Raw genomic sequence first — 12,668 nt, forward strand, 5'->3', positions numbered from 1 at the left:
CTCGCCGCCGCCCCCCATCTGCCCGACCCCGGCCCCCATCCGCCCGACCCCGGCCCGGAAACTGTGCGGCTGTTGCAGCGACACGCCGGGGGAAACCGCAACAGCAGCACAGTTTCCGGGTGGGGAGTGGTGGGGCGTCGAGTGCGCAGACGAATCAGCCCTTGACGCCGCCGCCGAAGGCGAAGGCGCCGCCGAGGCGGCGGTTCAACAGCAGGTAGAGCAGCACCGACGGCAGGGAATAGAGCAGCGAGTACGCCGCCAGCTGGCCGTAGACGACCTGGCCGTACTGCCCGAAGAAGGTGTAGATGGTGACCGACATCGGCTGCTTCTCCGGGGTCAACAGCAGGATGAACGGGACGAAGAAGTTCCCCCACAACCCGATGAAGGTGTAGATCGCGATCACCGACAGACCGGGGCCCATCAGCGGCAGGATGATCCGGCGCAGGCCCTGCATCGGGCTGGCGCCGTCGGTCCAGGCCGCCTCCTCCAGCTCGATCGGCACCCCGTCCATGAAGTTCTTGCACAGCCAGATGGAGATCGGCAGCGCCGTGGTCGCCATGAACACCATGGTCGCCGGGATCGAGTCGTCGATGGCCAACTGGACGAACAGCCCGTACACCGGGACCATGATCGCGGTGATCGGCAGCCCGGTGGAGAACAGGATGGTGACCAGGAACGGCCGCTTCAGCCGCGACCGGTAGCGAGATAGCGGGTAGGCCGCCAGGGTCGCGCAGATCATGGTGATCACGGTTCCGCCGACGCACAGCACGACCCCGTTGAGCAGCGGGATGTACGTCGTCTCCGGGGTCAGCACGGCCTTGAAGTTGTCCAGTGTGAACGGGTGCGGCCACATGATCTGGATGCCCTGCGACGGGTCGCCGTTGAACGCGGCCAGCACCACCCAGAGCAGCGGCACGATGAAGCAGGCCGCCAGCAGCAGCAGGATCAGGCTGGCGAGCAGCCGTCCCGACAGCCGGTGCCGACCCGGGTGGTGGGTGGCGACAGCGCCGGTCTGTGCTGCGGCTTCCTCGGTGACGAGACTCATCGGATCGGCTCCGACTTGCTCAGGGCACGCAGATAGATCACCGAGAAGACGCCGCCGATCAGCAGCAGCAACAGGGCGATCGCGGTGCCGTAGCCGAGGTCGGAGGAGACGAACGCCTCGTTGTAGGCGAACAGCGGCAGCGTCATGCTCTTGTTGCTCGGGCCACCCTTGGTCATGGTGTAGATCAGGCCGAACACCGAGAGCGTCTGCAGCGTGATCAACATCAGGTTGGTCGCGATCGTCCGGCGTACCAGCGGAATGGTGACGTAGGCGAGCAGCCGGAACCGGCCGGCGCCGTCCACCAGCGCCGCCTCCTCCAGGTCGCGGGGCACCTCCGACAGAGCGGCGGAATAGACCAGCATCGAGAAGGCCGTGCCGCGCCAGATGTTGGCGATCGAGACCGCCAGGATCGGCGTGGTGAACAGCCAGTTCTGCGGCGGCAGGTGGAAGAAGCCGGTGATCGAGTTCCAGGAACCGTCGGGTCCGAGCACGGCCTGCCACAGGTACGCGGCCACCACCTCCGGCAGCACCCAGGCGGCGATCACCACGGCCGAGGTCAGCGCCCGGATCAGCGCCCAGCCCGATCGCATCAGCAGGGCGAGCAGCATGCCCAGCACGTTCTGGCCGATGATCGCGGACACGATGGTGAAGACCAGCGTCAACCCGACCGAGTTCCAGAACGCGTCGTCGGTGAAGGCTCGGGTGAAGTTCTCGAACCCGACGAACTGAGTGCCCTCCTGGCCGGTCAGCGCCATGTTGGTGAACGCGGCGTAGATGCAGTAGATGATCGGCCCGGCCAGGAACACCACGAGCAAGATCAGCGAGGGGACGATCGGCAGCCCCCGGAGCAGGGTCCGCTCCGGGTGCCGCCGCGGTGGCGCCGTCGGCCGGGTCGCGGCCCAGCTCGCCATCAGCTGGTGGTGACCTTGTCCGCGCCGACGATCTGCTTGACGCCGTCGTCGTAGAACTTGGCAGCGGTCGCCGGGTCCGCCGTACCGGTGACGACCTTCTCCGTCGCCTGCTGGAGCAGCAGCGAGATCTTCGCGTACTCGGCGTAGGCGGGCCGGTAGATCGTCGACTCGACCAGGTCGGAGAAGAACTTGTTGGTCGGGTTCGCCTTGACGTAGCTGGGATCGGCGGCCACGTCACTGCGGACCGGGATCTGCACGTTCTTGATGTCGAACTCCAGCTCGCCCTCCTTGGAGGTGAGCATCTTGATGAACTCCCAGGCAGCGTTGGGATTCTGAGCGTTCTTCGGGATCGCCCAGGTCCAGCCGCCGGACATCGTGACCTTGCCGCTGCCCTCGCCGTTCTGGGTCGGCATGTACGCGTTGCCCAGGACGTCGTTCCACTGCTTCCAGGGCGCGGCGCCGCTGTCCAGCCAGTTGCCGGACAGCCAGCTGCCGTCCAGGTCGATGGCCAGCTTGCTCTTCGGCAGCATCTCCTGGCTGACCGTGTTGCCCCAGGTCGGCGCGAGGGCCTGCTGCGCGGTCGGGCCGAGGCCGCCGGTCCAGACCTGCTGATAGACCGTCAGGGCGTCAACGAAGTTCTTCGAGCCGACCACCCACTTCTGGCTCTGCTTGTCGAACAGGGTGCCGTTCGGCGTGCCGTAGAGCAGCATCTCGAAGCCCTGCATGGACGCCGCCTCGCCGACGCCGGTGCCGGCGTAGATGTTCAGCGGGATCGCGTCGGGAACCTTCGCCTTGATGGCCTGCGCGGCGGTCATGATCTCCGCCCAGCTCTTCGGCTGCCACTCGGTGGGCAGGCCGGCCTTCTCGAAGATCTGCTTGTTGTACCAGAGTGCGCGGACGTCGGTGCCGTCCGGGATGCCGTACGTCTTGCCGTCCAGCGCCTGGGCGGCGGTCTTGGCGGTGTCCTTGAACTGGCTCCAGTCCGACCAGCCGCTGATCCGGTCGTCCAGCGGGGTCAGGTAACCGGCGGAGATGTCGGAGTTGATCAGGAATGTGTCCTCGTAGCACATGTCCGGCGAGGTCCGCGGCGAGCGCATCGACAGCTGGAGCTTGGTGTAGTAGTCGTTCTCCGACGCGACGATCGGCTGCAGCTTGATGGTCGCCCCGGGATGCGCGCTGCTGAACTTGCCCGCCATCTCGTTCAGGAAGTTCGCCTGGATCTTGGAGTTGCCGAACTGCTGGAAGGTCACCTTGACCTCGCCGGTGATCGCCCCTGCGCTGCTCCCGCCGCCGCTCGGCGACGTGCTTCCGCTGTTGCTGCCGCCACAGGCGGCGAGGGTGGCCGTGGCACCGAGCCCGGCGGCGGTGAGAAGGAACTCGCGTCTGCGCACAGCTCTCCTTGGGGGACGGGACATCTCGGGGATCGGTCGAGGATGTCGAAGGGTGCGGGGCGGCTCGCTGATGGTTCTTGACACGAGCCGTCAATCGATGGCGATGATTACCTAACTTTGATGGAATTATTCATCGATCACCGTACGGTATGGTGCTGCCCTCGTCAACGGTCGCTGCTGGGCGATCGAGGAAGGAGCGTCCGGCGTGGCTCGCGGCTCCAACCTCAGCCGGCTCGGCGACTTCAACCAGGTGGTGGTGCTGGACGCGATCCGCCGGGCGCCGGCCGGGATCAGCCGGGTCGAGCTGGTCGCCGAGACCGGGCTGACCGCGCAGACGGTGAGCAACATCGTGCGACGACTGATCCACGAGGAGTTCGTCGCCGAGACCGGCCGGGTCAAGCCCACTACCCGGGGCAAGCCGCGGATGCAGCTCCGGGTTCGCGCATCGGCCCGGTATGCCGTCGGCGTGCACGTCGACCCAGCCACCCTGACCTACGTCCTGATCGACCTGGAGGGCCGGGTTCGGCAATACGTCCGCCGGCACACCCCCGATGTCGGCCGGCCGGACCAGGTGGTCGCCGCGATCGCCGCGGAGGTGGAGCGGTTGATCGACGCGGCCGGCGTGGACCGGGGCGCCATCCTCGGGCTCGGTGTCGCCGCTCCCGGGCCGATCGACATCGACGAGGGGGTGTTGATCAAACCGCCGCAGCTCGCCGGCTGGGAACGAGTCCGGTTGCGCGCCGACCTGCACCGCGCCACCGGCCTGCACGTCTTGATGGACAAGGATGTGACGGCCGCGGCCACCGGCGAGCGGTGGGCACTCGGCGGGGCGCGGCACCACTTCGTCTTCTGCTATCTCGGGTCCGGGGTCGGCGCCGGCGTGGTGATGGACGACGTCGTCCTGCGGGGCGCCAGCAACAACATCGGCGAGATCGGCAACATCATCGTGGACCCCTCCGCGCCGGACATCGGCATCGGTCCGGCCGGCAGCCTGGCCTCGACCTGCATGCCGCAGGCCCTGGTCGTACACGCCCAGCGCCGCGGGCTGATCACCGACGAGGTGTCCCGGAGCGATTTCGTCGCCCTCGACGACGCGTTCACCCGGCTGTGCGAACGGGCCTACGCCGGGGAGGCCGAGTGCCTCCGGCTGCTGGACGAGGCGTCGGCCGGCCTGGCGGCCGGTCTGGCGGTGCTGGTGAACGCCCTGGACGTGGATCGGGTCGTGCTCGGCGGGCCGATCTGGTCGCGGATCAGCAGCCATGTGCTGGCGGTCCTCCCGGACGCGATCCGGCCCCGGGTCAACGCCCGCTCGACCCTGGCGGTCGAGGGCTCGGCGGTCGGCGAGCACGTCGCCGCCCAGGGAGCGGCCGCGCTGATCTTGGACCACTACCTCTCACCCCATCCGACGGTGCTGGTGGTCGAGTGATCTCGTCAAGTCCATTCGATTGAGTTAATCTTTCACCCGGCTCCGGAATCCAGTCGAAGCGAGGACCGCATGCATGACGACCGACTCCTGCTCGAAGGACGCCTGAACCGGTTCGTCCATGATCATCTGAGTCGGGCGGTGGAACGAGCGAGCCTGCCACTGACCCTGACCGCCTGGTCGGTGCCGGGCGAGCCGGTGCCGTTCGCCGAGGCAGTCCGGCAGCCCTTCGAGCCGATCGCGATCGGGGCCGCCTGGGGCAAACCGTGGAGCACGCTGTGGATCCACGTCACCGGCGAGATCCCGGCCGACTGGCTCGGTCCGAACGGTCAGGCGCTGTCCGGCACCGAGGTCGAGGTGCAGGTGGATCTCGGTTTCACCGGCGGCCCGGGCTTCCAGGCGGAGGCGCTCGCCTGGCGGCCGGACGGCACCACGATCAAGGCGGTGTCGCCGTTCAACAACCATCTGCCGGTGGTGCTCGGAGAGCCGATCGACTTCTATCTGGAGGCCGCGGCGAACCCCGATGTCGGCAACACCGGCTTCCGCCCGACCCCGAACGGCGACCTGGCGACCGCGGTCGACGTACCGCTCTACGTGATCGAGAAGATCGACCTGGTGCTCCGCGACGTCGAGGCGTGGGAGCTGAACGCCGACATCTGGACGCTGGCCGGGCTGATGCACGAGCTGCCGATCGGCTCCGGCCGCCGTGCCGACATCCTGCTCGCCCTGCAACGCGCGATCGACGTCGCCGACCCCGACGACCTGCCGGGCACGGTCGCCGACGCGCGCGCGGAGCTGACCGAGGTGCTGTCCCGGCCGGCCACGGCGAGCGCCCACCGGACGGTGGCGGTCGGCCATGCCCACATCGACAGCGCGTGGCTGTGGCCGGTCCGGGAGACCATCCGCAAGTGCGCGCGGACGTTCTCCAACGTCGTCCAGCTCGCCGACGCCGACCCGGACTTCACATTCGCCTGCTCCTCGGCCCAGCAGTACGCCTGGATCAAGGAGTTCTATCCCGAGCTGTTCGGGCGGATCGCGGAGAAGGTGCGCACCGGCCAGTTCGTCCCGGTCGGTGGGATGTGGGTCGAGTCCGACACCAACATGCCCGGCGGCGAGGCGATGGCGCGCCAGTTCGTCGCCGGTAAGCGCTTCTTCCTCGACAACTTCGGCATCGACACCGACGTTGTCTGGCTGCCGGACTCGTTCGGCTACTCCGCTGCGCTGCCGCAGATCATCGCCGCGTCCGGGTCGCGCTGGTTCCTCACCCAGAAGATCTCCTGGAACCAGATCAACACGATGCCGCACCACACGTTCTGGTGGGAGGGGATCGACGGCAGCCGGGTGTTCACCCACTTCCCGCCGTCGGACACCTACAACTCGACGATGTCCGGCGCCGAGCTGGCCCGTGGGGAGCGCAACTACCGGGAGAAGGGCCGCGGCAACACCTCGCTGATGCTGTTCGGCTACGGCGACGGGGGCGGCGGGCCGAACCGGGAGATGATGGCCGCCGCGCACCGGCTGGAGTCGTTGGAGGGCTCGCCGACGGTCCGGGTCGACCCGCCGTCCGCGTTCTTCGCCGTGGCGGAGCGGGAGTATCCCGATGCGCCGGTCTGGCGCGGAGAGATGTACCTGGAGCTGCACCGGGGGACGTACACCAGCCAGGCCCGGACCAAGCAGGGCAACCGGCGCAGCGAGCACCTGCTGCGCGAGGCCGAGCTGTGGTCGGCGACGGCGACGCTGCGGACCGGCGCGACCTATCCGGCGCAGGAGCTGAGGCAGCTGTGGGAGCTGGTGCTGCTGCAGCAGTTCCACGACATCCTGCCGGGCAGCTCGATCGCCTGGGTGCACCGCGACGCCGAGCGCAACTACGCCGCGATCGCGGAACGAGCCGAGCGGCTGATCGCCGCCGCCGCGCAGGCGCTCGTCGGAGACGGCGACCGCGACATCGCGCTGAACGCGTCGCCGTACGGGCGGGACGGGGTGCCCGCCCTCGGCGCCGCCGCGCGGCGGTCGGAGCCGGACGAGGTGCTGGCGTCGGAAGACGGGGACTTCGTCCTCGACAACGGGCTGCTGAGGGTGGTGATCGACTCCTCGGGCCAGATCACCTCGTTGGTCGACGCCGCCAGCGGCCGGGAGGCGATCGCCCCCGGAGAGCGCGGCAACCGACTCCAGCTGCACCGCGACGTACCGAACCAGTGGGATGCCTGGGACGTCGACGAGCACTACCGGCGAACCGTCCGCGAGCTCGACGCCGTGGACGAGATCCGGCTGGAGAGCAAGCCGGAGGAAGCGGCCGTCGTGGTCGTCCGCTCGTTCGGAGCGTCCAGGATCGAGCAGCGCCTCACCCTGGCGGCCGGCTCGCCCTCGCTGGAGATCACCAGCACGGTGGACTGGCACGAGAAGCAGAAGCTGCTCAAGCTGGGCTTCGCCCTCGACGTGCATGCCGAGCGGTCCGCGGCCGAGACCCAGTTCGGGCACGTCTTCCGGCCGACGCACGTCAACACGTCGTGGGAGTTCGCCCGGTTCGAGATCTGCGCCCACCGCTTCCTCCACGTCGAGGAGCCGGGCTACGGGGTGGCAGTCAGCAACGACTCGACCTACGGCCACGATGTGACCCGGCGGACCCGACCCGACGGCGGCACGACCACCACCGTCCGGCAGTCGCTGCTGCGCGCGCCGCTGTATCCCGATCCCGGGGCCGACCAGGGACGGCACGTGCTCCGGACGACCGTCCGTCCGACCAGCGCGATCGCCGAGGCGATCGAGGAGGGCTATCGGACCAACCTGCCGCTGCGCCACGTCCGCGGTGACCGCGGCGTGGACCCGGTGGTCACCGTCAGCCACCCCGGAGTGCTGGTCGAAGCCGTCAAGCTGGCCGAGGACGGTAGCGGCGACCTAGTGGTCCGGCTGTACGAGGCCTGGGGCGCGCGCGCGACCGCCACGGTGACCGCTGACGCGGACGTCCGTTCGGTGCGGGCGACCGACCTGCTGGAGCGTCCCCTCGCCGACGGCGGGGGTCTCGGCGGTGCAGCGACGGACGGCCCGTCGATCGAGTTGACGCTGCGTCCGTTCCAGATCGTCACCCTGCGGTTCGCCCGCTGACCGTGCCCTGAGCCGGTCGACGGGCCGGCCTTCGGGCGGTCGTTGTCCACAGGTTCGGCGCGTCTCGAAGCGTTGTCCACAGATTTCCGCGCGGGCGGCACGATCCGGCTCCTCCTCCGCAGTGTGTAGCTGAGGTCCCCGGCAGGGGGACGAGGAGGAGGACTGATGGAAGCGTTCGTCCAGATGACGGGGTACGTCGGCGGCGACGTCGCGCTGCGGGAGACCCCGACGATGTATGTCGCGGACTTCCGGCTGGCGTCGACGCCGAGGGTGCAGCGCGGCGGCGAGTGGGTCGACGGACCGACGACCTGGATCACCGTGAAGGCATTCCGGGTGCTGGCCAAGAACCTGGCACTCAGCCTGCGACGCGGGGATCCCGTGATCGTGATCGGCCGGCTGCGGACGGCGACCTGGGAGCGGGACGGGCAGGTCCAGGAGCGGCTCGAACTCGATGCCGTGACGGTCGGGCCGGACCTGCGACGAGGTTCGTCGATGTTCCACAAGAACCCGAGGGCCGCCCGGCCCGAGGACGAGGGGGTCGACGAGATCGACCCCGAGACCGGCGAGATCAAGGTCGACGGCTCGGGGGCGCCCGACGAGCTGGCGAGTCGCGAGCAGACGGGCGGGGAGCCGGGGACCGGCGAACTGGAGGGCAGGGAGTTGGAGGGGGCATTCGCGGTGCCGGGGGTGTAGCGGCCGGCGCCGGGCACGGGACAGGTCGGTGCTGCCGGTCGGGGTCGGGGGACCCTCGCGCCAGCCGTCAGGCACGGCGCGGGTTGGGACTGGCAGCACCGACCGCGGAGCCCTGACCCGCTGAGTTCGGCGTTGCGAGCGGCACCTGGCGGGTGCGCCGGCAAGGCACCGGCGCGAGGGTGGACTGGTGGTCCATCGAGCGTCGGTCACGCGGCCGTCGTGCCCGGATGGGGGCGCGCAGTAGCCGATAATCAGCGGATCTGGGCTAGGTTTGTCCTTCGGATCGGGCGACCGCCACAGGCGCCCGCGTGCTCGTGCACCCGCACGACGAGCGCGAGCACGACACGCACCGAGACAGACACGCGAAAAGGTTCCGCTGCACCATGCCTGAGTTCATCTACACGATGCACAACGTCCGCAAGGCCCTGGGCGACAAGGTCGTCCTCGACAACGTCACGCTGTCGTTCTATCCCGGCGCCAAGATCGGCGTGGTCGGTCCGAACGGCACCGGCAAGTCGACCCTGCTCAAAATCATGGCCGGCCTGGAGAAGCCGAACAACGGCGACGCCGCCCTGGCCAAGGAGGCGAGCGTCGGCATCCTGCTTCAGGAGCCGCCGCTGACCGAAGGCAAGACGGTGCTGGAGAACATCGAGGAGGCGGTCGCCGACACCAAGGCCAAGCTCGCTCGGTTCAACCAGATCTCCGAGGAACTGGCCGATCCCGACGCGGACTACGACACACTGCTGGCCGAAATGGGCGACCTGCAGACCGACCTTGACCACCGCGAGGCGTGGGACCTCGACAGCCAGCTGGACCAGGCGATGGACGCGTTGCGTTGCCCGCCTCCGGAGGCCGAGGTCGATGTGCTGTCCGGTGGCGAGCGGCGCCGGGTGGCGCTGTGCAAGCTGCTGTTGGCCCAGCCGGATCTGCTGCTGCTCGACGAGCCCACCAACCACCTCGACGCCGAGTCGGTGAACTGGTTGGAGGGCCACCTGAAGAGCTATCCGGGCGCCGTGCTCGCCGTCACCCACGACCGCTACTTCCTGGACAACGTGGCGGAGTGGATCCTCGAGCTGGACCGGGGACGTACCCATCCGTACGAGGGCAACTACTCGACCTATCTGGACTCCAAGAAGGCTCGCCTGCAGGTCGAGGGCAAGCGGGACGCGAAACGGGCCAAGATCCTGGAGCGCGAGCTGGAGTGGGCGCGCTCCAACCCGAAGGCCCGCCAGGCGAAGAACAAAGCGCGGCTGACCCGTTACGAGGAGATGGCGGCCGAGGCCGAGCGGAACCGCAAGCTCGACTTCGAGGAGATCAACATCCCGCCGGGCCCGCGGCTGGGCAGCAACGTGCTGGACGTGCAGAAAGTGGTCAAGGGCTTCGACGGCCGGAAGCTGTTCAACGGGCTCAGCTTCGACCTGCCGCGGGCCGGGATCGTCGGCATCGTCGGTCCCAACGGCGTCGGCAAGTCGACGCTGTTCAAGATGATCATCGGCGAGGAGCAGCCAGACGGCGGGTCGCTCACGCTGGGCGACACGGTCAAGGTGTCCTACGTCGACCAGAGCCGGGCCGGGCTGGATCCGAAGAAGAACGTCTGGGAGCTGGTCTCCGACGGGTTGGACCACATCAAGGTCGCGAGCTTCGAGATGCCGTCGCGGGCGTACGTCGCCTCGTTCGGCTTCAAGGGACCCGACCAGCAGAAGCCGGCCGGGGTGCTGTCCGGCGGCGAGCGGAACCGGCTGAACCTGGCGCTCACCTTGAAGATGGGCGGCAACCTGCTGCTGCTCGACGAGCCGACCAACGACCTGGACGTCGAGACGCTGCAGTCGCTGGAGGACGCACTGCTGGAGTTCCCGGGCTGTGCCGTCGTGATCTCCCACGATCGCTGGTTCCTGGACCGGGTGGCGACTCACATCCTGGCCTGGGAGGGCGACGACGCCGACCAGGCCAAGTGGTTCTGGTACGAGGGCAACTTCGCCGACTACGAGGCCAACAAGATCGCCCGCCTGGGCGTCGAGGCGGCCCGCCCGCACCGGGCCACCCACCGCCGCCTCACCCGCTGAGCCGGCCGGCCCGGCGATGCACCGGCTGGGCCGGTCGGCCCGGCGACTCATGCGCGCCTTCGTGCAACCTCCCGCGCCGGATGCGACTTCGCGCTTGGATGCGCGAAGTGGGGTTTGGGGGCAGCTGAGGGGTCGGTCCAGTGGTTCGAGGTGCGCCGCGATCACGCGGCGTGGAGCACCCGCGCTGGGGCTTCCCCCGGCATTGCCGAGGTGCGGCAGGCTGGAGGGCATGAGCGAGCTGCCGGACGTACCGCACGACGACCTGCCCGACCCGCGCCACACGACGCCGGCGGGGGTGAGCGACGCGACGGTCGGCGCCCTGGGCAAGCTGTCCGAGGCGCTCGAGACGTGCGAACGGGCTCGCGGCCACCTGTACGCGTTCCACCAGCTGACCGGCTCGGCGGACTACAAGCTGGGTCAGGCCGTCGCTGCCCTCCGGGAGGCGGGTCATGTCGAGATCGCGGAGCGGCTCGAGCACGAACTGGTCGGCCGCAACGTCATCGCCGGCCGGTGGACGTTCCAGGTGGTCGAGGAATACGACGACGAGTACTGGAGCCTGTTCCGCGACCTGGAACGCACGGCGCGGGACGAGCTGGCCGGTGGCATCCGGCACCTCTACGAGGCGCGGTTGAAGGAGTTCGAGCGAACCGTGGGCGAGCCGGGTCACGAGGCCACACCGCCCGAACGTTGAGCCGGCCGTTGCCCGGCACGGTGGGGCGGGAGCACGGGCGATGAGTTCTGGGCTCGATGAGTTCTGGGCTCGATGAGTTCTGGGCGTCCGGCGGGTCCACACCGAGAACCGACGAGTGAGGAGCCGCGATGATGCTCGAGGGAAAGACCGCGATCGTGTACGGCGGCGCCGGCTCCATCGGCGGCGCGGTGGCCCGTGGATTCGCCCGTGAGGGTGCCCGCGTGTTCCTGGCGGGACGGACCCTGGAGTCGTTGGAGGTCGTCGCCGAGGAGATCCGGGCCGGCGGCGGGCAGGCGCAGGCCGATGTCGTCGACGCACTGGACGAGACGGCGGTCGATGCCCACGTCGCGCGGGTGGTCGCCACGTCCGGCGGGCTGGACATCTCCTTCACCGCGATCGCCGACAACGACGTCCAGGGCACGCCGATGGTGGAGATGGACGTCGCGGACTACCTCGCGCCGATCGTCACCAACGTCCGGTCCAAATTCATCACGGCGCGAGCCGCCGCGCGGCCGATGCGGGCGCAGCGGAGCGGAGTCATCCTCTATTTCGGCGGCGCTCCCAACCGGGCACCGTTCACCGACTACTACATCGGCGGCGTGCTGACCGCGTTCGAGGCCGTCGAGGCGATGCGGCGGCAGCTGGCCAGCGAGCTCGGCCGCGACGGCATCCGGGTCGTCTCGCTGCGCACCGGCGGCATCCCGGAGTCGCTGCCCGCCGACTTCGAGGGACGGGAGGCGATCGTCGCATCGATGGCCCAGGACTCGCTGCTCGGGCGCACGGCCACGCTCGCGGACGTGGCCGCCGTAGCGGCCTTCGTCGCCTCCGACCGGGCCGCGACGATGACGGCCGCCACCGTCAACGTGAGTTGCGGAGCGCTCGTCGACTGAGCTCGACCCGGGCCGCCCGGTGCGGCTCAGAGCACGTGTGCCAGCGCCGCGATCGCCTCGATCTCGACCAGCGCCTCCGGCCGGCCGAGCGAGCGCACCATCGCCACCGTGACAGCCGCGTTCACGTCGCCGAGCACCGTCGACGACGCCTGGTATCCCGCCATCACGTCGCTGCCCTCGACCAGCAGGATGGTCAGCTTGACGATGTCGGCCTGCCCGCCGCCGGCCGCCTCCACCACGGCGAGCACGTTGCGCGCCGCCTGCTCGGACTGGGCGGCGAGATCGCCGGTGATGGCCCCGGAGGCGTCGGTGCCGTTCTGACCGCCGATGTAGAGGGTGCGGCCACCCTCGACCAGGACGCCCTGGGCGAACGCCGGGCTCTTGTGCAGACCGTCGGGATTGATCCTCGTGATGGACATCCCGACACTCTTCCCGACGGCGCCGACACTTGTGCGACCG

At 69.3% G+C, this 12,668-nt stretch carries 10 protein-coding genes; 6 read left to right on the plus strand and 4 right to left on the minus strand.

The genetic code is table 11. From position 1 onward, the window contains the following. Nucleotides 1-154 precede the first annotated feature (154 nt). From ABD747_RS03670 to ABD747_RS03680, 3 genes are read right to left on the minus strand one after another with little or no spacing between them, the layout of a single operon-like run. Nucleotides 155-1,045 (minus strand): carbohydrate ABC transporter permease, encoded by an 891-nt coding sequence (locus ABD747_RS03670; RefSeq protein WP_344801728.1) that lies wholly within the window; start codon nucleotides 1,043-1,045, stop codon nucleotides 155-157. Further along, nucleotides 1,042-1,956: a carbohydrate ABC transporter permease gene (locus tag ABD747_RS03675; protein ID WP_344801729.1), complete on the minus strand. Its 915-nt coding sequence runs from the start codon at nucleotides 1,954-1,956 to the stop codon at nucleotides 1,042-1,044. The genes ABD747_RS03670 and ABD747_RS03675 overlap by 4 nt, the downstream gene beginning before the upstream one ends. Next, a complete protein-coding gene (locus tag ABD747_RS03680) occupies nucleotides 1,956-3,347 on the minus strand; it encodes an extracellular solute-binding protein (protein WP_344801730.1) in 1,392 nt (463 codons plus the stop codon). Before ABD747_RS03680 ends, ABD747_RS03675 begins: the two co-directional genes overlap by 1 nt. A gap of 205 nt (nucleotides 3,348-3,552) precedes the next feature. Between ABD747_RS03680 and ABD747_RS03685 the strand changes: the two genes are divergently transcribed. The 6 genes from ABD747_RS03685 to ABD747_RS03710 all read left to right on the plus strand — a co-directional run bounded on the left by ABD747_RS03685 (nucleotide 3,553) and on the right by ABD747_RS03710 (nucleotide 12,209). Then, complete coding sequence (locus tag ABD747_RS03685) at nucleotides 3,553-4,773, plus strand: ROK family transcriptional regulator (protein ID WP_344801731.1); 1,221 nt, start codon at nucleotides 3,553-3,555, stop codon at nucleotides 4,771-4,773. Between the two features lie 69 nt (nucleotides 4,774-4,842). Next, on the plus strand, nucleotides 4,843-7,872 hold the full coding sequence (locus ABD747_RS03690; protein WP_344801732.1) for an alpha-mannosidase: 3,030 nt from the start codon (nucleotides 4,843-4,845) through the stop codon (nucleotides 7,870-7,872). 165 nt (nucleotides 7,873-8,037) lie between these two features. Beyond that, nucleotides 8,038-8,565: a single-stranded DNA-binding protein gene (locus tag ABD747_RS03695; protein ID WP_344801733.1), complete on the plus strand. Its 528-nt coding sequence runs from the start codon at nucleotides 8,038-8,040 to the stop codon at nucleotides 8,563-8,565. 383 nt (nucleotides 8,566-8,948) lie between these two features. Next, a complete protein-coding gene (gene ettA / locus ABD747_RS03700) occupies nucleotides 8,949-10,628 on the plus strand; it encodes an energy-dependent translational throttle protein EttA (protein WP_344801734.1) in 1,680 nt (559 codons plus the stop codon). A 229-nt stretch (nucleotides 10,629-10,857) separates the two neighbouring features. Next, nucleotides 10,858-11,319 carry a hypothetical protein gene (locus tag ABD747_RS03705; RefSeq protein ID WP_344801735.1) on the plus strand — a complete coding sequence of 154 codons (462 nt, stop codon included), beginning with the start codon at nucleotides 10,858-10,860 and terminating at the stop codon, nucleotides 11,317-11,319. Between the two features lie 128 nt (nucleotides 11,320-11,447). Beyond that, the gene (locus tag ABD747_RS03710) at nucleotides 11,448-12,209 is read left to right on the plus strand and encodes an SDR family NAD(P)-dependent oxidoreductase (RefSeq protein ID WP_344801736.1); all 762 of its coding nucleotides are present in this window, start codon (nucleotides 11,448-11,450) and stop codon (nucleotides 12,207-12,209) included. 26 nt (nucleotides 12,210-12,235) lie between these two features. Here the strand turns inward: ABD747_RS03710 and ABD747_RS03715 are convergent, their stop codons facing one another. After that, nucleotides 12,236-12,628, minus strand: coding sequence for a RidA family protein (locus tag ABD747_RS03715; RefSeq protein ID WP_344801737.1), 393 nt, complete (start codon nucleotides 12,626-12,628; stop codon nucleotides 12,236-12,238). Between the last annotated feature and the right edge of the window lie 40 nt (nucleotides 12,629-12,668).

The organism is Microlunatus ginsengisoli (assembly GCF_039537205.1).
In the GTDB taxonomy this organism is placed as follows: Bacteria; Actinomycetota; Actinomycetes; order Propionibacteriales; family Propionibacteriaceae; genus Microlunatus; species Microlunatus ginsengisoli.